This is a genomic window from Halomonas sp. G11 (assembly GCF_001663515.1).
Lineage (GTDB): Bacteria > Pseudomonadota > Gammaproteobacteria > Pseudomonadales > Halomonadaceae > Vreelandella.
This window is the reverse complement of sequence record NZ_LYXG01000013.1, coordinates 35456-55791: the sequence shown is the minus strand read 5'-3', so window position 1 is coordinate 55791 and position 20336 is coordinate 35456. Positions and strand designations below refer to the sequence as shown.

At 59.8% G+C, this 20336-nt stretch carries 21 protein-coding genes; 15 read left to right on the top strand and 6 right to left on the bottom strand.

The window, feature by feature from the left end:
- From ADS46_RS07505 to tatC, 11 genes are all read left to right on the top strand, one after another.
- Positions 1–729: an SPOR domain-containing protein gene (locus tag ADS46_RS07505; RefSeq protein WP_066318309.1), complete on the top strand. Its 729-nt coding sequence runs from the start codon at positions 1–3 to the stop codon at positions 727–729.
- A 136-nt stretch (positions 730–865) separates the two neighbouring features.
- Positions 866–1399 carry an ATP-dependent protease subunit HslV gene (hslV, locus tag ADS46_RS07500; RefSeq protein WP_066318308.1) on the top strand — a complete coding sequence of 178 codons (534 nt, stop codon included), beginning with the start codon at positions 866–868 and terminating at the stop codon, positions 1397–1399.
- 10 nt (positions 1400–1409) lie between these two features.
- A complete protein-coding gene (hslU, locus tag ADS46_RS07495) occupies positions 1410–2732 on the top strand; it encodes an ATP-dependent protease ATPase subunit HslU (RefSeq protein WP_066318306.1) in 1323 nt (440 codons plus the stop codon).
- A gap of 78 nt (positions 2733–2810) precedes the next feature.
- Positions 2811–3194: a gamma-butyrobetaine hydroxylase-like domain-containing protein gene (locus ADS46_RS07490; protein WP_066318303.1), complete on the top strand. Its 384-nt coding sequence runs from the start codon at positions 2811–2813 to the stop codon at positions 3192–3194.
- A gap of 122 nt (positions 3195–3316) precedes the next feature.
- Positions 3317–4072: a bifunctional demethylmenaquinone methyltransferase/2-methoxy-6-polyprenyl-1,4-benzoquinol methylase UbiE gene (gene ubiE / locus ADS46_RS07485; RefSeq protein WP_066318301.1), complete on the top strand. Its 756-nt coding sequence runs from the start codon at positions 3317–3319 to the stop codon at positions 4070–4072.
- 22 nt (positions 4073–4094) lie between these two features.
- Entirely contained in the window at positions 4095–4733 is a 639-nt protein-coding gene (locus ADS46_RS07480) for a ubiquinone biosynthesis accessory factor UbiJ (protein ID WP_066318298.1), read from the top strand.
- Positions 4730–6352: a ubiquinone biosynthesis regulatory protein kinase UbiB gene (ubiB, locus tag ADS46_RS07475; RefSeq protein ID WP_066318295.1), complete on the top strand. Its 1623-nt coding sequence runs from the start codon at positions 4730–4732 to the stop codon at positions 6350–6352. The genes ADS46_RS07480 and ubiB overlap by 4 nt, the downstream gene beginning before the upstream one ends.
- 21 nt (positions 6353–6373) lie before the next feature.
- Complete coding sequence (locus ADS46_RS07470; protein ID WP_066318292.1) at positions 6374–6736, top strand: phosphoribosyl-ATP diphosphatase; 363 nt, start codon at positions 6374–6376, stop codon at positions 6734–6736.
- A 42-nt stretch (positions 6737–6778) separates the two neighbouring features.
- Positions 6779–7054 (top strand): Sec-independent protein translocase subunit TatA, encoded by a 276-nt coding sequence (gene tatA, locus ADS46_RS07465; RefSeq protein ID WP_066318289.1) that lies wholly within the window; start codon positions 6779–6781, stop codon positions 7052–7054.
- 3 nt (positions 7055–7057) lie between these two features.
- Entirely contained in the window at positions 7058–7480 is a 423-nt protein-coding gene (gene tatB, locus ADS46_RS07460; protein ID WP_066318287.1) for a Sec-independent protein translocase protein TatB, read from the top strand.
- On the top strand, positions 7477–8262 hold the full coding sequence (gene tatC / locus ADS46_RS07455; RefSeq protein ID WP_066318284.1) for a twin-arginine translocase subunit TatC: 786 nt from the start codon (positions 7477–7479) through the stop codon (positions 8260–8262). Before tatB ends, tatC begins: the two co-directional genes overlap by 4 nt.
- A 110-nt stretch (positions 8263–8372) precedes the next feature.
- On the opposite strand, the gene elbB is transcribed toward tatC, so the two are convergent.
- A complete protein-coding gene (gene elbB, locus ADS46_RS07450) occupies positions 8373–9032 on the bottom strand; it encodes an isoprenoid biosynthesis glyoxalase ElbB (RefSeq protein WP_066318448.1) in 660 nt (219 codons plus the stop codon).
- Between the two features lie 160 nt (positions 9033–9192).
- On the opposite strand from elbB, the gene hemB reads away from it, so the two are divergent.
- Together hemB and ppk1 are read left to right on the top strand one after the other, a co-directional pair.
- Entirely contained in the window at positions 9193–10206 is a 1014-nt protein-coding gene (gene hemB / locus ADS46_RS07445) for a porphobilinogen synthase (RefSeq protein ID WP_066318281.1), read from the top strand.
- 205 nt (positions 10207–10411) lie between these two features.
- Positions 10412–12538: a polyphosphate kinase 1 gene (gene ppk1 / locus ADS46_RS07440; protein ID WP_420706111.1), complete on the top strand. Its 2127-nt coding sequence runs from the start codon at positions 10412–10414 to the stop codon at positions 12536–12538.
- A gap of 51 nt (positions 12539–12589) precedes the next feature.
- Here the strand turns inward: ppk1 and metE are convergent, their stop codons facing one another.
- Entirely contained in the window at positions 12590–14887 is a 2298-nt protein-coding gene (metE, locus tag ADS46_RS07435) for a 5-methyltetrahydropteroyltriglutamate--homocysteine S-methyltransferase (RefSeq protein ID WP_066318275.1), read from the bottom strand.
- Positions 14888–14986: 99 nt separating this feature from the next.
- On the opposite strand from metE, the gene ADS46_RS07430 reads away from it, so the two are divergent.
- A complete protein-coding gene (locus tag ADS46_RS07430; RefSeq protein WP_066318274.1) occupies positions 14987–15925 on the top strand; it encodes a LysR family transcriptional regulator in 939 nt (312 codons plus the stop codon).
- Here the strand turns inward: ADS46_RS07430 and ADS46_RS07425 are convergent.
- Positions 15888–17483, bottom strand: coding sequence for an ATP-binding protein (locus tag ADS46_RS07425; RefSeq protein ID WP_066318271.1), 1596 nt, complete (start codon positions 17481–17483; stop codon positions 15888–15890). The two genes, ADS46_RS07430 and ADS46_RS07425, sit on opposite strands and share 38 nt — an antisense overlap.
- A 13-nt stretch (positions 17484–17496) precedes the next feature.
- Complete coding sequence (locus ADS46_RS07420) at positions 17497–18255, bottom strand: winged helix-turn-helix domain-containing protein (protein ID WP_066318268.1); 759 nt, start codon at positions 18253–18255, stop codon at positions 17497–17499.
- Positions 18256–18487: 232 nt separating this feature from the next.
- Here ADS46_RS07420 and ADS46_RS19080 point away from each other — a divergent pair, with 232 nt between their 5' ends.
- Positions 18488–18619 (top strand): hypothetical protein, encoded by a 132-nt coding sequence (locus ADS46_RS19080; protein ID WP_267886945.1) that lies wholly within the window; start codon positions 18488–18490, stop codon positions 18617–18619.
- Positions 18620–18702: 83 nt separating this feature from the next.
- Here the strand turns inward: ADS46_RS19080 and ADS46_RS07415 are convergent, their stop codons facing one another.
- Together ADS46_RS07415 and ADS46_RS07410 are read right to left on the bottom strand one after the other, a co-directional pair.
- Positions 18703–18882 carry a PLDc N-terminal domain-containing protein gene (locus tag ADS46_RS07415; RefSeq protein ID WP_066318266.1) on the bottom strand — a complete coding sequence of 60 codons (180 nt, stop codon included), beginning with the start codon at positions 18880–18882 and terminating at the stop codon, positions 18703–18705.
- A 63-nt stretch (positions 18883–18945) separates the two neighbouring features.
- Positions 18946–20298 (bottom strand): MFS transporter, encoded by a 1353-nt coding sequence (locus ADS46_RS07410; RefSeq protein ID WP_066318265.1) that lies wholly within the window; start codon positions 20296–20298, stop codon positions 18946–18948.
- Positions 20299–20336: the final 38 nt, after the last annotated feature.

Genomic DNA, 20336 nt, shown 5'->3' with positions numbered 1-20336 from the left:
ATGGCGAGCCCGCGTAAAAAGCCCACCCGCCGCGGCGCCACCAGCCAGCGCAAATCGCCCCGCCGCTCAAGTGGTGGGTTCCGCTTGCCCGGCTGGCTATGGGGCCTGGCGGGCATGGCGGCCGGTTTCTTTCTGGCTCAACACCAGCATGGCACCGCCCCCTGGCAGGACACGCCGGATGACGCCGTTCAGACGGCGCCAGAATCAAGCGCCGAGGAGCGGGAAGCACGTGAGGCCGCAAGGGAAACCGAAGACTCGACAGAGCCATCCATGCCGACCTTCGAGTTTTACACCCTGCTGCCTGAAACGGAGGTGATTGCCCCCGGCGTGACCCCGCCTTCCAGCGTTGAGACACCGCCTGCCGCTGAAGCCGAAAGCGACACCGGCGATAGCGATAGCGATACCGTCGACGACCCCATCGCCCAGGTGATCGCGGCCAATATGCGCCCGGAAGAACAGGTCACCACCGCGCAGCAAACGGCCAGTGAAGACGGTGCCCGCTATGTGCTGCAAGCTGCGTCGTTTCGCGAGTTGAGCGATGCCGAACAGCTGCGTCAACGGCTGCGCAATCTGAGCCTGCTGGCACAGATCAGCGAGATCCAGGCCGACGGCAACACCTGGCATCGCGTGCAGGTCGGCCCCTACGAAGATACCCGCGAACTCAATCGCGCCCAGGATTTAATGGCCACCCAAGGCATCGAGCCGCTGCTGATTCAACTGCAGAATTGACAAACTCACTCCCCAATGACGTGCGGGCGGTTGATTTTTTATCGACCGCCCGCACTTTGTTGAGAACTACTTAACGAGGGTCGAACATCGACCCGATCGTCATCGGGAGCAAGCCTCCCCCCAAGGAGTTACCTCCATGACCACCATCGTATCCGTGCGTCGCGGAAACCAAGTCGCCCTGGCGGGTGACGGCCAGGTGTCGCTGGGCAATACCGTGATGAAAGGCAATGCCAGCAAGGTACGCCGCCTCTACCGGGGCAAGGTACTGGCGGGCTTTGCGGGCGGCACCGCCGATGCTTTCACCCTGTTTGAACGCTTTGAAGCCCAGCTTGAAAAATACCAGGGGCACCTCACCAAGGCCGCCGTCGAGCTTGCCAAGGACTGGCGCACCGACCGCGCCCTGCGCCGCCTCGAAGCCCTGTTGGCCGTGGCCGACCACAGTGCGTCGCTGATCATTACCGGCAACGGTGACGTCGTCGAGCCCGAGCGCGGCATCATCGCCATTGGTTCCGGCGGCAACTATGCGCAAGCCAGTGCTCGGGCGCTGCTCGAAAATACCGAACTGGGCGCCCGGGAGATCACCGAAAAATCTCTCGCTATCGCCGGTGACATCTGCGTGTTCACCAATCACCACATCACGCTTGAAGAGCTGAACACCAACGAACGTTGAGGCCCCTTTTATGACCCAGATGACACCCCGCGAAATCGTCCACGCCCTGGATCAATATATTATTGGCCAACAGGATGCCAAACGCGCCGTCGCCATTGCCCTGCGCAACCGCTGGCGCCGCATGCAGCTTGACGATGAGCTGCGCCCGGAGGTCACGCCCAAGAACATCCTGATGATCGGCCCCACCGGCGTGGGTAAAACCGAGATTGCCCGCCGCCTGGCCAAACTGGCGCGTGCGCCGTTCATCAAGGTCGAGGCCACCAAGTTCACCGAGGTGGGCTACGTGGGTCGCGACGTTGAATCGATCATTCGCGACCTGATCGAAGCGGCCATCAAGATGGTCCGCGAACACGCCAAGGAAGAAGTCGCCCACCGGGCCGAGGATGCCGCCGAAGACCGCATTCTGGATGCGCTACTGCCGCCGCCCCGCGGCCAGGAAGACAAGCCGCGCGAGGATAACGGCACCCGCCAGACGTTCCGCAAGAAGCTGCGTGAAGGCGAACTGGACGACAAGGAAATCGATATCGAGATTTCCGCCCAGGGTCAGGGTATCGACATCATGACGCCCCCCGGCATGGAAGAGATGACCAGCCAGTTGCAGAGCCTGTTTTCCAACATGGGCCAGCAGAAGCGCGAGACACGCCGCGTCAAGGTCAGGGAAGCCTTCGGCCTGCTGCGCGACGAAGAGGCCAGCAAGCTGGTCAACGAGGAAGAGATCAAGGCTCGCGCCGTGGAAGCGGTCGAGCAGCACGGTATCGTTTTCCTGGATGAAATCGACAAGGTCGCCAAGGGCAGCGGCCAGTCGAGCGGCGGCGACGTCTCTCGCGAGGGTGTGCAGCGCGACTTGCTGCCGCTTATCGAAGGGTCGACCGTCTCGACCAAGTACGGCATGGTCAAGACCGACCATATCCTGTTTATCGCCTCCGGTGCCTTCCATCTGTCGCGGCCGTCGGACCTGATCCCCGAGCTGCAGGGCCGCCTGCCCATCCGCGTCGAGCTGGATGCGCTGACCCCCGGCGACTTCAAACGCATCCTGACCGAACCGTCGGCGTCGCTGACCAGGCAATACACGGCCCTGCTGGCCACCGAAGGGCTGGACATCGAGTTCACCCAGGACGGTATCGAGCGCATCGCCGAAATTTCCTGGCAGGTCAACGAAGGTACCGAGAACATCGGCGCGCGTCGCCTGCATACCGTCATGGAGCGACTACTGGAAGAGGCCTCGTTCAAGGGCGGCGACATGGAAAGCCCGCTACTGATCGATGCCGATTACGTGAATGCCCAACTCGGAGAGCTAGCCGTAGACGAAGACCTGTCGCGCTATATTCTGTAACCTGTTGGCTCGGCAGGGATGCCGAGCCTTGGCGCGCCACCCCTGGCCGCCGACACCCAGCCGCTTTTGAGGTGTATCATGACTGCTCCCACGCCCACCCGCGTTCACTATCACAAGTCGACCCGCGAGCTTGAGCTCGGCTACGCCAATGGCGAAAGCTATCGCCTGCCGGTGGAACTGCTGCGGGTTTACTCGCCCTCTGCCGAGGTACGCGGCCATGGCGGCGACACCGCCGTGCTGCAGGTCGGCAAAAAGGATGTAGGGCTGCAAAACATCACCCCGGCAGGCAACTACGCGCTCAAACTGCACTTTGACGACGGCCACGACAGCGGCCTGTTCAGCTGGAACTACCTCTATGATCTGGCCCAGCATCAAACGGCCTACTGGGAAAACTACCTGCAACGGCTGGAGGAGGCCGGAGCCTCCCGCGAGCCTGCCAGTATCCAGTTCAAACAGCTGTGACGTAACGCCCCAGAGCAAACGCAGACAAGTCGGGGCGGACAAGGCTACAATGTCGTCAACCTTATCAATGCGGCGACCGCTGGGTCGACGCTCATCGCCTCGAACGCTGGAGCCAGAGCCCCATGAGCCCCACGGATAAACGCACGACCGATTTTGGTTATCAGGAAGTGCCTCTCGACGAAAAAGCCTCTCGGGTAGCCGACGTTTTCCACTCGGTCGCCGCACGTTACGACGTCATGAACGACCTGATGTCGATGGGCATTCATCGTGTCTGGAAACGCCTCACCATCGAGCGCGCCGGCGTTCGGCCGGGCCACCAGGTGCTCGATATCGCGGGCGGCACCGGTGATCTGACACTTAAGTTTTCCCGCCTGGTCGGCCCGCGGGGCAAAGTCGTGCTCGCCGATATCAACGCCTCCATGCTCAATGTGGGTCGCGACAAGCTGATGGACAACGGCGTGGGCAGTAACGTCGAGTATGTGCAGGCCAATGCCGAATGCCTGCCGTTTCCCGACAACAGCTTTGACTGCATCACCATCGCGTTTGGCTTGCGTAATGTCACCGACAAGGACGCCGCGCTACGTTCCATGGCACGGGTCCTCAAACCCGGCGGCCGCCTGCTGGTGCTGGAGTTCTCCAAACCCAACAACCCGCTGCTGACCAAGGCCTACGACGAATATTCTTTCCGCCTGTTGCCGAAAATGGGCGAATGGGTGGCAGGCGACGGCGAAAGCTACCGCTATCTGGCGGAATCGATTCGTATGCATCCCGACCAGGAAACGCTGAAAAGCATGATGGAAGACGCCGGTCTGGAGCGGGTGGAGTACACCAATTTAACCGGCGGCATCGTGGCACTGCACCGCGGCATCAAGCTATGACACCAACCACCGAGAGGTCAGCATGCTGCTAACCCCGACCCTGCTGCTGGCCGGATGTGAACGCACGCTGAACGCCCTGCTTGCCCGTGACCCGGCGTCACCCGCGCGGCTTGCCAGACTTTCGGGGAGTCGCCTGCTGGTGCGTTTTGAACAGCCCAGGCTCGCCCTGGTGCTTCATTATCACGACGCCGGGATCGACCTGCTGCGCGCTGACGATCTCGATGACCGCCACGCTGATGCCGTCGTGGAACTAACCCCGGAAACCCTGTCAGCCTGGCTTGGCGGCACGTCGGTCGAGCAGCTGATGTTTGAAGGCAAGCTGGCGATACGCGGCCAGGTGCATTTACTGGAAGCGACGCGCACGCTGCTCCTCGACCTGGATCTCGACTGGGAAAACGAACTGGCACGTTGGTTGGGGGATACGCCTGCCCACTCGCTGGCCGAGGGCGTGCGGCGAGCGGCTGACTGGGGTCTGCGTACCAGGGACGAGCTGGTGCAGGACGTCGCCGAGTACGTGTTTGAAGAAGCCCGCCTGCTGCCCGGCCGCCAGCAACGTGATGTATTACGCGACCAGTTGACCGCCCTCGAGGTGGCGACTGACCGCCTGGAGGCCCGATTCAAGCGCCTCGACCGACGGCTGCGAGCAGGAGCGCGCCAATGAGTTTGCGGCTGTTTCGCATCAGTTGGGTGATCGCCCGCTACCGTCTGGATACGCTCCTGCCGCTTGATCGCCTGCCCTGGTGGCTGCGCTTCCTGTTGTGGTTCTCGCCGCTACGCCTGCTGCCCATCGGCCAGCGTTCCCGTGGCGAGCGACTTCGCCTCGCGCTGGAAACGCTGGGGCCGATTTTTATCAAATTCGGCCAGATGCTTTCCACCCGCCGCGACCTGTTGCCCGAAGACATCGCCGACGAACTCAGGCGCTTGCAGGACCAGGTGCCGCCCTTTCCGGGTGAACACGCCGTGACCCGGGTGGAAAAAGAACTCGACATGTCGCTCAGCGATGCCTTTGCGTTCTTCGACCCGGCGCCTCTGGCCTCGGCTTCCATTGCGCAGGTTCATGTCGCCCAACTGCATAGCGGCGAAGACGTGGTGGTCAAGATCATTCGCCCGGGCATCGACCGCATCATGCGTCAGGACATGGCGCTGATGTACCAGGTAGCCAAGTTGCTCGCCAAGGTGCCCGAAGCGCGCCGCCTGCGCCCGGTGGAAGTCATCAGGGACTACGAGTCCACGCTGTTCGACGAGCTTGACCTGTACAAGGAAGCCGCCAACACCTCGCAACTCAAGCGCAACTTCAAAGACTCCCCGCTGCTGTTCGTACCGACCATCTACTGGCCGTTCACCCGCCGCCACGTCATGGTTCAGGAACGTATTCGCGGCGTGCCCGTTGCCGACCTGGACACCCTCAAGGCCAACGGCACCAACCTTAAGAAACTCGCCGAACGCGGCGTGGAAATCTTCTTTACCCAGGTATTTCGCGACAATTTCTTCCATGCCGACATGCACCCCGGCAATATCTTCGTCAACTGCGATAACCCGGAAGATCCGCAATATATCGCCATTGACTGCGGCATTGTCGGCAGCCTGACCCGGGAAGACCAGGATTACCTGGCCCGCAACCTGCTGGCGTTTTTCCATCAGGATTATTACGAAGTCGCCGCGCTGCACATTGAGTCCGGCTGGGTGGGCGAAAACACCCGCGCCAACGAGTTTGCAGCGGCGATTCGCACGGTGTGCGAACCGATTCTGGAAAAACCGTTGAAAGATATATCCTTCGGCCAGGTCCTGCTGGGGCTGTTCCAGACCGCACGGCGCTTTAATATGGAAGTACAGCCCCAACTGGTACTGTTGCAGAAAACCCTGCTCAATATCGAGGGCCTGGGTCGGCAACTTTACCCTGATCTGGACCTGTGGAGCACGGCCAAGCCCTATCTCGAGCAGTGGATGAAAGAACGGGCAGGTGTCGGCGGCCTATGGCGCTCGCTGAAACGCCAGGCACCCGAACTGTCGCACCAGTTACCCGAGCTACCGGTACTGGCACATCAGGCGCTCAGCCGCATGGAGCACGAGCACCGCCAGCGTCACCAGCAGACCTCTGCCATCAGCGACATGCGACAGCAAATGGCTCGCCAGGGCAAACGCCAGCATCGCCTGCGTATTGGCCTGGTGCTGTTGGGCCTGGCACTGGCCTGGCAGCCCCTGAGCCAATGGGCAGGCAGTCAGCAATGGCCGGTGCTGGTGGCCGCCGCCATCGGTTTGCTGCTGCTGGTATGGCAATAGTTCAAGAACCCGAGGATCCCCATGGACACGACGCCTTCCACCCCCAATAATGCACCTGTGCTTGATGCGCTCGCCGACGTATTACGCGAGCGTCGTCACGCGTCGCCGGACGATTCGTATGTTGCCTCCTTGCATTACAAGGGATTGAACAAGATACTCGAAAAACTCGGCGAGGAAGCCACCGAAACACTGCTCGCCGCCAAAGACGCCGAACATGGCAGCGTTGACGAACGACAGGCACTGGTCGCCGAAACCGCCGACCTATGGTTTCATAGCCTGGTGATGCTGTCGCATCTGGACCTGGATCATCAGGATGTACTCAACGAATTGGCGCGCCGTTTCGGCATTTCCGGCCACGACGAAAAAGCGGCACGCCCACAATAGCTTTCAGGCTTTACAACACAGCCCCATCACGAGGACACGCATATGTTAGGTGGTATCAGTATTTGGCAGTTGCTGATTGTACTAGGCATCATCATCCTGGTTTTCGGCACCAAAAAGCTACGCAACGTCGGTACCGACCTGGGCGGTGCGGTAAAAGGCTTCAAGAAAGCCGTACATGAGGACGAGAAGGACGCCGACAAGAAGGAAGACGACCAGCCCCAGGCGAAAGTTCGTCACGATGAGGCCGGTAACACTTACGACGTTCAGGCTGAAGAGAAAGAAAAGCAGGCAGCTGATAATCACGACGAGCGCAAATAAGCCATGTTCGATTTTGGCTTTTTTGAAATTCTGGTCATTGGCGTTGTCGGGCTACTGGTACTGGGTCCGGAACGCCTGCCGCGCGCGGCACGCACGGTGGGCCTTTGGGTCGGCAAGATCAAGCGCACCGTCTCGGGCATGCAGCGCGAAATCAGCGCCCAGCTCGAAGCGGAAGATCTGCGTAAAACGCTCTCCGACCAGCAGAAAAAGCTCGATGACAGCCTTCGTAAAGCCAAGCATGACGTAGAACGGATAGCGGACGACCCCGAAAAGTCAACGCCACCCTCCAGCGATACATCGGAAGCGACGGAAAAGCGTGCCACCAGTGCCGCCTCGCATCTGGATGAAGCGCTGGAAACCGTCCGTGAGAAAGCACCCGCGTCGGCCGACGCCGAGTCATCTACCAAGGACAGCAAGCACCCATGAGTACCTCTGGTGATTCGCAGGAGCCCAACAATGATCAGAAACAAGCGCCGTTAATCGAGCACCTGATCGAGCTACGCTCGCGACTGATGCGGGCCGTTATCGCGATTCTGGTGATCTTTCTCGGGCTTTATGCGTTCTCGAACGACATCTATCTTTTCGTGGCAGAACCGCTGATGGCGCTGCTGCCCCCGGGGTCGCAAATGATCGCGACCGAAGTGGCCTCCCCCTTTCTTGCGCCGTTCAAACTGACGTTGGTGACCGCGCTATTCATTGCGGTGCCGTTCGTGCTGCACCAGGCCTGGTCGTTTATCGCACCGGGGCTTTACGATAACGAGAAAGCACTGGCAATTCCGATCCTGGTCTCCAGCATTCTGCTGTTCTATGCCGGGGCGGCGTTTGCGTATTACGTGGTGTTTCCGCTGCTGTTTGCGTTTTTCACCCAGGCAGGGCCGGAAAACATCACGGTCATGACGGATATCAATCAGTACCTGAACTTCGTGCTCAAGCTGTTCTTTGCCTTTGGCGTGGCGTTTGAAATTCCGGTCGCCACCTTTTTGCTGATTCTATCCGGCGCCACCACGGTCGAAAGCCTCTCCCAAAAACGCCCGTATATTATCCTGGGCTGTTTCGTGATTGGCATGGTGCTTACTCCCCCCGACGTTATCTCGCAAAGCCTGCTGGCCATTCCCATGTACCTGCTTTACGAGGTTGGCCTGCTGTTTGGCCGTCTGGTCCGCAAGCGGCGTGCTGAAAAAGCCGCCGAAGAGCCAGGCGAGGAATAAAATAACCTATTCCTCGCCTGGCTCTTCGGCGAATAAAACACCCCGCCGCTGCCTGAGGGCAGTGGCGGGTCAGTCTATAAAGCTATCCGGCAGGGCATGGCCCCAACGGATCAGCCCATCATGTCATCAATCCGATCAACCAGCTTGAAAATGCCGGTGGCGGCTTCGCTGATCCGCGTTGCCAGCATGTAGGCAGGCGTGGTGACCACACGGTGCTCCAGGTCGACCACGATATCCTCGACGCTACAGCTGCGGTGCAGGCCGCCCATGGCACTGATGGCACCGGATACGCCAGGGTCATTACCCACCGTCACGGCAATGCCATCACCCAGTAAACGCGTCGCCAACACCGGTGCAATACAGATCAGGCCGATCGGCTTGGCATCTTCGCGAAAGCCTGACAGCACCTCCTTGAACGATTCCAATACCTCCATGCTGTCACCGGCACTGGCGAAATCCGACAGGTTCTTGGCCACCCCGAAGCCGCCGGGCACAATCACGGCGTCGAATTCGTCAGCCGCCAGCTCGGTCAGCGGGCTGACGTCACCGCGCGCCAACCGAGCGGACTCCACCAGCACGTTGCGGCGTTCGTCGGTGCTGGCCTCCTGGGTGTGGTGATTGACCACATGGTGCTGCTCGATATCCGGGGCAAAACAACGATATCCTATCCCCAACTGGTCCAAGCGCAGTAGCGTCAGGGTGGTTTCGTAAATTTCCGACCCGTCGTATACACCGCAGCCAGCAAGAATCACTGCTACCTGTTTGGTCATGCTTTTCTCCTTGTGCAGGGCCTGCTCGTTCAGCAGCATTTGCGCCACTTTAGTCAGTCTTTAAGCGCACCACAAGACGGCTTTCGATGCAGGTCAGGGCTGATATACTCAGTCAAGGGCGGCCGATAGCCTCATTTTTGAGTTTTTGTGGAGAATACCGTTGAGTACACCTACCCCTCGTCACTTTCCCGCGACGCGTCTGCGACGCATGCGTCGCGACGATTTCTCCCGCCGTTTAATGCGCGAATCAACGCTGACGACCGGCGATCTTATTCTGCCGGTCTTCGTTCTGGAAGGCAGCCAGCAGCGCGAGGCTATCGCCTCCATGCCAGGCGTTGAGCGGCTATCCATTGACCTCTTGATCGAGCAGGCACGCGAGGCATACGCCCTGGGCATTCCCGCGATTGCGCTGTTCCCGGTCGTCGGCGGCGAACAGAAAACCGAGTTTGCCGAAGAGGCGTACAACGCCAATGGCCTGGTACAGCGCAGCGTGCGCGCACTCAAAGAGGCGCTCCCGGAACTGGGTATCATCACCGACGTCGCCCTGGACCCGTATACCATCCACGGTCAGGACGGCATTATCGACGAAAACGGCTACGTGCTTAACGACCGCACCGTCGACACCCTGCTCAAACAAGCGCTCTCCCATGCCGAAGCCGGTGCCGATGTCGTAGCCCCCTCCGACATGATGGATGGGCGTATCAGCGCTATCCGCCAGGTGCTTGAACAGGAGCATCTGCACAACGTGCGCATCATGGCTTACAGCGCCAAGTATGCCTCGCACTACTACGGCCCCTTCCGCGACGCCGTTGGCTCCTCCGCCAACCTGGGCAAGGCCGACAAGCGGACTTACCAGATGGACCCGGCCAACAGCGACGAGGCGCTTCATGAGGTGGCGATGGACCTTGCCGAGGGCGCTGATATGGTCATGGTCAAACCGGGTATGCCATACCTGGACGTTGTCAGACGCGTCAAAAGCGAATTACGCGTGCCCACCTACGCCTACCAGGTGAGCGGCGAATACGCGATGCATCGCGCCGCTTTCGACAATGGCTGGCTGGATGCCGACACGGTCATCCTGGAGTCCCTGATGTGTTTCAAGCGCGCCGGGGCTGACGGTATTCTGAGCTATTTTGCCCTTGACGCCGCACGACTGCTGACGAATACGCGTTGATCCTGGGTGGCTGAGACCGACATGGCCTAGATGACAATGCCGTGACACGTCTTTGTCATCTTCCTCCGCCATACTGCGTTAACAAATGCGTATCAGGCAGTGATATGCTCAGAGACGACTAACGCCGGAGGCAGCTACCATGGACGACCAGGTCACCGATAACTCGCCCTATCCGCGCCATGACCATGACGGTAGCGACAGTGAGATGTCCACGCTTCGCGTCAACCGCACGCCCACGGGCGTTCAGGCCCGCGAAGCGCTGCCTGAGACCGATCTGGACGACCCGCAGCTTTACTTCAATCGCGAGCTCTCCCACCTGCAGTTCAATATCCGTGTGCTGGAGCAGGCGCTGGATGAAGCACACCCGCTGCTCAACCGATTGATGTTCTTGCTGATTTTTTCATCCAACATGGATGAGTTCTTTGAAATTCGTGTGGCCGGACTCAAGCACCAGATTGCCCTGGGTGACGATACAACGGGTGCCGACGGGCGGCTGCCAAGGGCGGTGCTGGCCGAAATTTCCGACATTGCCCACGCGCAAATCGTCCGTCAGTATCAGATTCTCAACGATACGTTGTTGCCTGCTCTAGAAGCGCAGGGGCTAAGATTCCGCCGCCGCGATCAATGGACCAAGGCGCAAAAAGACTGGGTCCAAGAGCTGTTCAACAACGACATCATGCCGGTCATCAGCCCCATCGGGCTGGACCCCTCGCATCCCTTTCCGCGGCTGGTGAACAAAAGCCTCAACTTTATCGTCGAGCTGGAGGGCAAGGATGCCTTCGGACGCGCCGGGGGGATGGCGATTCTCCCCGCGCCCCGCTCGCTGCCACGCCTCATGGCGCTTCCCAAGCATCTGTGTAGCGAGGGCTATACCGAGTACGTGTTCCTGTCGTCGATGATTCATGCCCATGCCGAAGAACTGTTTCCCGGCATGAAGGTGCGCGGTTGCTACCAGTTCCGCCTGACACGCAACGCCGACATGAGCGTCGACCCGGAAGAGGTCTCCGACCTGGCCTCCGCGCTGCGTGGCGAACTCTTGGCTCGCCGCTATGGCAGTGGCGTACGCCTGGAAGTGGCCGATAACTGCCCGGACGACCTGACCAACTTCCTGCTGCGCCAGTTCAGCCTTGAAGCTGACGACCTGTACCGTGTGCAAGGCCCGGTCAACCTGACCCGGATGATGGCCGTGCTAGGCGATGTTGACCGGCCGGAACTGCTTTACCGGCCATACACGCCTGGGATCCCCAAAGCCCTGAAAGGCGGCAGCCTGTTTGATGCCATCGCCAAGCAGGACGTGCTGCTGCACCACCCTTTCCAGTCGTTTTCGCCAATCGAGGACCTGCTCAGCGAAGCAGCCCGCGACCCGTATGTGCTGGCCATCAAACAGACGCTCTACCGTACCGGCGCCGATTCGCCGATTGTCAGCGCACTGGTGGACGCGGCCAGTCAGGGCAAGGAAGTCACCGTGGTGATCGAGCTGCGCGCGCGCTTTGACGAAGCCGATAATCTGCAGCTGGCATCGCGCCTTCAGGAAGCCGGTGCCATCGTGATTTACGGCATCATGGCATACAAGACGCATGCCAAGATGCTGCACATTGTGCGCCGCGAGCATGGTGAGCTCCGCCACTACGCGCATCTGGGTACCGGTAACTACCATTCGAAGACCGCCAAGCTGTACACCGACTACAGCCTGTTGACCGCCAACAAGGCGCTTTGCGCCGACGTTCACCGGGTGTTTCAGCAGCTGTCGGGGATGGGTCGCGCGCGCAAGATCGACACGCTGCTCCACGCGCCGTTTACCCTGCACGAACGGCTCATGGAAATGATCGACCGTGAAGCCCAGGTCGCCCGCAAGGGCAAGCGGGCCCATATCATTATCAAGTGCAATTCGCTCACCGAGCCGAAACTGATCAAGGCGCTTTATCGCGCCTCCCAGGCGGGTGTGGAATGCGACCTGATCATCCGTGGCATGTGCTGCCTTAAGCCCGGCGTGCCGGGGGTGTCGGACAATATCCGTGTCCGCTCGATCATTGGCCGCTTTCTGGAACACACGCGGGTTTTCCACTTCCACAACGACGGCAAGCCGGAGATCTGGTGTTCGAGTGCCGACTTCATGTCGCGCAACATGTTCCACCGGGTGGAAACCTGCTTTCCGCTGCTGGATAAAAAGCTGGCCACGCGGGTGCGCAAGGACCTGGAAACCTACCTGGTCGACAACTGCCAGAGCTGGCTGCTGCAGAGCGACGGCAGCTACCACCTGCAAGACCCTGGCAGCGGGGATGCCATCAGCGCCCAGGAAACCCTGCTCTACGCCTACGCCAGCAAAAGCTAGCCATGCCCGGAGCAAAAACCCCGGTACCAGACCGGGGGATTAAAGGTCCGTTTACGTATAGCGCTGACGCACCTGTTGGGCGGCCTCGACCATATTGGCCAGGGCCGGTTCCACCTCGGCCCAGGTACGGGTTTTCAGGCCGCAGTCCGGGTTGACCCACAGCCGCTCGGCAGGCATCTTTTCCAGCGCCTTTTCGAGCAAATCGACCATCCACGCCACGTCGGGAATATTCGGCGTGTGGATATCGTAAACACCTGGCCCCATTTCATTGGGGTAGGCAAAGTCCTGAAAGGCGTCCAGTAATTCCATGTTCGAGCGTGACGTTTCGATGGTGATCACGTCGGCATCCAGCGCCGCAATCGCGCCAATGATGTCGTTGAACTCCGAATAGCACATATGAGTGTGAATCTGCGTGCTGTCGTCGACGACTGAAGCAGTTAACCGGAAACACGCCACTGCCCAGTCCAGGTAGTCCTGCCATTCCTGCTGGCGTAGCGGCAAGCCTTCGCGCAGGGCGGGCTCGTCGATTTGAATGATCCGAATACCGGCGCGCTCCAGATCCTGCACTTCGTCGCGCAGCGCGAGGGCAATCTGCCGACAGGTGGTGTCCCGCGGCTGATCATCGCGCACAAAGGACCACTGCAGGATGGTTACCGGGCCGGTCAGCATGCCTTTCATGGGCTTGTCGGTGAGCGTTTGCGCATACGTGCTCCAGCGCACGGTCATGGCGTCCGGACGGGTCACGTCACCAAAAATGATCGGCGGCTTGACGCACCGCGAGCCGTAGCTTTGCACCCAGCCAAAGCGGGTAAAGGCAAAGCCGTCCAGCTGTTCGCCAAAGTATTCCACCATGTCGTTGCGTTCGGCCTCACCGTGTACCAGTACATCGAGACCCAATGCTTCCTGGCGCTCGACCGCGTAGGCAATGTCCGAACGCATGCGCGCCTCGTAGTCAGACTGGCTTATCTCACCCGCTTTAAAGGCGCGACGCGCCGCTCGGATAGCGGGGGTTTGCGGGAAGGAGCCAATCGTCGTGGTCGGCAACAGGGGCAGGTTCAGGGCACGCCGCTGGGCCACGGCACGCTCGGCATAGGGGGCATGGCGCTGTCTGTCTTCGGCCGTGATGGCAGCAACCCGGGCACTGACAGCAGGCCGATGAATGCGTCCTGATTCGCGCCGCTCATCCAACGCCTGCGTTGCTGCCTTCAAGCGCTGCTCATCAAGATCGGTGGCGCGATTATCGATCAGCCGGGCCAGGCAAACCACCTCGTCGAGCTTTTGACGGGCAAAGGCCAGCCAACTGACTAATGCCTCATCAAGGTCTTTTTCCTGGGCCAGATCCACAGGCACGTGCAGCAGCGAACAGCTTGGCGCCAGCCAGAGCCGCTTACCCAGGCGAACCTTGAGCGGCAGCAGGCGTTCGCGCAGCGCGGCAAGGTCGGCACGCCAGATATTGCGGCCATCGACAAACCCCACCGATAGCACCTGGTGAGGGCTCAGTCGATCAATCACGCTGTCTACCTGTTGAGGCGCGCAGACGGCGTCAATGTGCAGCCCATCCACCGGCAGCCGGGTCGCCACCGACAGGTTGTCACCCAGACCACCAAAGTAACTGGCCACCATCAGCTTCAAGGGAGCGGACTGCAAGCGGTGATAGGCGCGCTCAAAGGCCTGCTGCCAGGCAGGGGGCAAGTCCTGCACCAGCGCCGGTTCATCCAGTTGAACCCACTCGACGCCCTGAGTGGCAAGGCGTGCCAGCACTTCGCAGTAAACGTCCAGAACGCTGTCCAGCAGCGTCAACCGGTCCAGCTCGCCGCTTGGGGATTTACCCAGCCAAAGCCAGGTGAGCGGTCCGGTCAGGGTCACCTTGGGGGTAAATCCCGCGGTCAGTGCCTCGTCGACTTCGTCGAACAGTCGGTTGGAGGCCAGGGTAAAGCGCTGCCCTTGGTGCAGCTCCGGGACCAGATAATGGTAGTTGGTATCAAAGTATTTGGTCATTTCACAGGCAGCCGCCGGTTCGCCGCTGGGCGCCCGCCCCCGTGCCATGCGAAAGGTGGTATCCAGGTCAACGTCACCCGCCGCGATTTCCTGTGCCGCCTTGAAGCGCTCGGGCACCGCGCCTAGCAGTACCGAGACATTGAGTACCTGGTCGTAAAACGCGAAATCCCCCACGCTGACCAGATCGAGCCCCGCCGCCCGCTGGGCTTGCCAATGGCGCAAACGCAAGTCGCGGCCGGTCTGTTCAAGCGCTTCGCGGGAACACTCGCCCTGCCAGTAGGCTTCGGTGGCTTTTTTAAGCTCGCGCTGGGCACCAATTCGGGGATAGCCGAGGATATGAGAAACTGTCATGATGAAACCTTGCAACGTGAATGATTTCACTTAGTCTGGGCATCCACAAAAAGTGAATCAAACTAAAGTTTCTAATACTGAGAATGAAAAAATTTCACCATGATTGAATTACGCCACTTGCGCACCCTGCTGGCGCTGCGTGAGACAGGGTCTCTGGTAGAAGCCGCCGAGCGGGTCCACCTCACCCAGTCTGCGCTGTCCCATCAGTTGAAGGACCTTGAGAGCCGAGTGGATAGCCCGCTGTTCATGCGCAAGACCCGGCCGGTTGAGTTCACCCGCGCCGGACTGCGTCTACTGGCCCTCGCCGACCAGATTCTGCCCGAAGTCCGCAAGGCAGAGCGCGACCTGGCCCGCATGGCCGGGACCGAAATGGGCAGGCTGCACATGGCCATTGAGTGCCACAGCTGCTTCCAGTGGCTGATGCCCACGGTGGACTACTTTCGCGATCACTGGCCCGAGGTCGAGATCGATATCCCCAGCGGCCACCATTTTGACCCGCTACCCGCGCTGGCGCGCGAACAGCTCGATCTGGTGATCACGGCGGATCCGCAGCCCATCGAGGGGATTCACTATGCGCCGCTGTTCCGCTATGAAGGATTGCTTGCGGTTGCCCGGCAGCATCCGCTTGCCAGCCAGGGCTTCGTGACGCCCGAGGCACTTGCCGATGAAACCCTGATCACCTACCCGGTCGAGCAGTCACGGCTTGACGTCTTTAGCCAATTTCTGACACCCGCCAATGTGCGCCCCCGGGAAATCCGCACCGCCGAGCTGACGATCATGATGATGCAGCTTGTCGCCAGCGGCCGTGGTGTCTGCGCGCTGCCTAACTGGGCGCTCTCGGAGTACCTGGAACGCGACTATGTAAGTGCCGTCAAGCTTGGCGAGCAGGGGGTGTGGAGTACGCTGTATGCCGCCGTCCGCGAGGAAACGCTGGAAGCACCATGGATGCAGGATTTTTTACGCACCGCACAGGAAACGTCGTTTGCCGTCCTCAACGGCATCAAACCGGCGACTCGCGACGCGGAATCAGTAGCGTAAACCGCGCGCCGCCCAGGGAAGGACTGGTATCCACGGTGACGCTACCGCCGTGGCCTGCCATGACTTTTTGCACAATGGACAGCCCCAGCCCGTAGCCTCCCGAACTGCGCGCACGGCTATCGTCCAGGCGGGCGAAAGGTTTGAACACGTCGGCCCGCGCATCGGCTGGAATCCCCGGCCCATCGTCCTCCACATCAATACGTACCAGGTGGGGTTCATCCCAAAGCCCAATCACCACCCTGGACTGACCATGGCGACAGGCATTACTGACCAGGTTCTGCAAGGCGCGCTGAAGATAGCGAGGCTCCGCCAGCAGCTCGATGTCAGGCCCCGGCGCCAGCGTTATCGCCAAGCCTTCATGGAGCGGCGAAAGCGCGTCGATCACCCGCTCGGCCATCGCCCGGCATTCCACCAGCGAGGTTTCCAGCTCGGCACCGTTGACCGTCTCCCCCCCCAGCCGGGCATAGGTGAGAATTTCATCGATCAGCTCATCCAGCTCGGCAATATCGGTATCGATACCCTGAAGCTGGCGCCGTATCGCGGGCTGGTCGGTCATGTCCTCGACCATTTGCACGGCAAACCGGATCCGGGCTACCGGCGTTCGCAGCTCGTGTGACACGGCGCGAATCATCTCCTGCTGGCCGCGCAACAGCGACTGCACCTGATTGGCCATGCCGTTGAAGGCCATGCCAAGGCGCCCCAGAAAGTCGCCGCTTTCGACCTTGACGCGGGTTTCCAGGCGGCCGCTGGCAATCCTTGTCGCCGCCAGTTCGAGACGCGCCATGCGCGATTCGATACTGCGCATCACCAGGTAGATAATCAGCGCCAGCACGACCATCAGGGCCATCAATAACGGCAGGTGAAGATTGAGCGGCAGGTCAGAGCCCCCGGCGGCAGGGCCTGCTTCAAGCCATTGGGAACCGTCGGGCAGTTGATAGACGAAACTGATCGACAGCTGCTCACCGCGTAATCGCGTGACCACCTCGCCGCGATCGAGCTGGCGACGCTGCGCATCACTCAACGCAGCAGGCGGGCGGTCGGTCAGCGAAAGTGGCCAGCTACCCTGCTCCAGTGCACCCAGCCGCTCACGGCGTTCGCTACCGCCAAGCGGTGAAAGCCAGGCACCAAGCATCTCTATGGTGGCGTGCCACTGTCGCTCGCTCCAGTAAGGGAAGTCGGCCTGTAACAGCCAGGGTTGGTCAGGCAGACGGCGCTGTAATCGCCAGGGGGAGGTCGCCACCAGTACTTTCCCCCGCTCCAGGCGGGCACGCTCGAAATAGCTCAGGGATGCATCTTCCAGCGGCACAAGGGTCAACTGCATATCGAGCAGCTCGGCCCAACCCGCCAGCCTCGCCTGGCGTTCACGGGGCGTACTGTCGGCGAGTTGCTGGGCCATTAACGACATCGGCAGCGCCGCTAATGCCTCGCGATGGTCCTCACGGCTGACCTGCTCGATAAAGGCGCGCCCACCCAGGGCAATTAAAAACACCATTAACAGCGCGGCACCCAGCAGCAGATAAAAGCGTAAAAACGAGCCGTGGCTGAGAACCCGCCGCATGTGGCTGTCCTTCTTAGCTGTCTTTCACAAACAGGTAACCCTTGCTACGTACCGTCTTGATACGATGGGGCTGGTTGGGATCATCACCAATCTTGGGGCGAATACGTGACACTCGCACATCGATCGAGCGATCCTGTCCATCGTATTTGATCCCGCGCAGATCATTGAAAATCTCTTCACGGGTGAGTACACGCCCGGCATTGCGCGCCAACAGCCACAAGAGGTCAAACTCCGCGCTGGTCAAATCGATACGCTCCCCCGACAGCCAGGCTTCACGGGTGGCATTATCGATTTCCAGGTTCTCGAAGCGCAGACGTATCTCGCCTTCAGAGGCGGGCCCATCGGCACGTCGCAACAGCGCCCGCATACGAGCCAGGAGTACTCTGGGCTGAACAGGCTTGGGCACATAGTCATCTGCGCCCATTTCCAGCCCCAACACCTGATCCAGATCGTCCGTACGTGCCGTCAACATCATGATCGGCCCCGCAAAGTTGGGCCGCACGCGACGACAGATCGCCAGGCCGTCTTCCCCGGGCAGCATTAAATCAAGAATCACCAGATCCGGCTGCAGCGTCAGAATGCGATCCACCCCCTTCGCCCCATCAGCCTCCAAGGTGACTTGAAAGCCGTTGGCTTCCAGATAATCCCGGGTCAGCTCAGCCAGGCGCTGATCATCTTCGATGATGAGGATATGATCCTGGTCGGGATAATCAGGCTTGTGCGATTCTTGACTTCCAAGCGTCTGAAACTGTTCTTCTAAGTGATCCACCATCCTAGTTGTCAACTCCATGTAAGCTATGTGTCTTATCGCCTGCTTACCCCACGCAAAAGCAGGCTGTTTATGTTTATTAACAGAATACCTCAAAAGTGGCCAAGCGCTTGTCAGGCGACACAATCTGCACGTTTCTTGACCATTTTACCCAAAAGCCGCCGCTTGATTCTTGCCACATCGACAGCTAATGTAAGTGACTACGCTGTCGACAACCTGACAGGAGGAGACGGTCATGGGAAGTGACAAACCCAAAAGTGTCATCAAACGCGTTTACGTACCCACCCAAGTGCGCGATCTGCCTAACGGTGAGAAACTTAAAATTCCCGGGCATTACAAGGCGCCTCCCGGTGAAGAACAAAGCTGATCGCCATTAATCGATAGTCAGTTACCTAATAAGGCAGGCCCGGGGCCTGCCTTATTCATATCGGCATCATCAGTAACGCGGTACTATCCTTTCGGCCCCAGCAGCAGCCAAACGATAAACCCCACCAGTGGAAAAAACAGCAACACCAGTATCCACAGTAACTTGGCCAGACCACCCGCGGTACTTTTCGCTACCTTGATGATGGCCCAAACGATGATGACGAGCCAGATAAGCCCCAGTAATCCACCAACTTCAATGCCCATATCAACTCCTTGTATCGGGATCCATGATTGTGCAGCTAAGCATATAGCTACAGCTGACACAAGCTACCCAGGGGATGCCTGCCAGTTCAGGGCTGCCTGGCGGCCACGCGCTTCGTTGACACTGGCGCAAATCAGCATCGCCACGCCAAACAATACCGCGCACAGCAGGATAGATGCCTGGAGACCGACCAGCGCCTGCAGCCCTCCCAGCAGCACAATCCCGATGACACCGGCCAGCTTGTTGGCCAACCCCCAAAAGCCAAAGAATTCCGCTGACTTGGTCGTTGGCGAGAACAAGCCGACCAGGGCACGGCTCGCCGACTGACTGGAGCCCAGGCTTAGCCCGGCTAAACACCCCACGAATAAAAAGACATACTGGGGTTGCCATTGCCACTCGGTGGCCTGGTTAACCCAGTTGGTGAACTCAGGGGTCAGCCAGATCGCCAGGATGGCGGCGATCCACAGCCCAAGGGTGATCTGATAGGTACGCTTGGCACCCAGCCGGTCCTGAATCCAGCCAAAGCCCAACGCCCCGGCGGCCGCCGTTATTTGCACAATAATGAACATGATATTGCGCACGCTTGCTTCCCAACCAATTACCTGGGCCCCGTAAATGAAGGCAAAGGCGATAATGATGTACACCCCTGCCATCGAAAACAGCAGCGATACCAGAAACACCGATAGATCCCTGAAATGTTTCAGGTCATGAAAAGTGGCCGTGACCCGCCGACGCGCCGTATGCCAGTAGGATCCGCGATGCGGTTGCGGCGTTGCCCGCTCTTTCAACCATAGGAAGGTGGGTATGGCGGCCACCAGGAAAAACCCGGCAGCGAAGGGGCCTACCCAGCGAATGCGCTCGAAGTTGTCGGCGCTTGCTTCACCCAGCACCACCAGGGTGAAACCCGCCGCAAAGAGCCCGCCGATATAACCCAGCGCCCAGCCAAACCCGGAGATCTTGCCCAGCGACTGGGGAGGACCCAGCGAAGGCAAAAAGGCCGCGATAAATGACTCCCCCATCGAGTAGGCATAATTCGAAATGATGATCAGAATGAGTCCAAGGACCACGTAGCCCGGCGCCACAAAATACAGCATGGCGGTCGTCGCAACGGTGGCCAGGTAGCTGAACAGCAGAAAGCGTTTCTTCTCTGCCCGCTCATCCATGATCGCGCCGCATAGCGGTGCGGTAACCACCACCAACAGGTAACTGGTGGCCAGGGCAAGACTCCAAAGCAGATTGGCAAGTCTAAAGTTATCGCCGCGGTCGCCGACGATCACAGTGGTAAACAACTCGCCGAACACCACGGTGATAATCAGCAATGTATAGGCTTGGTTGGCAAAATCGAACATCGCCCAGCCAAAAATTTCACGACGCGAAGCGAAGTCTGAAGCAGCTTGGGTAGGTTGAGCGTGCACCATGATGTCTCTCACCAGCTAACAAGATGCCAAGCGTATCA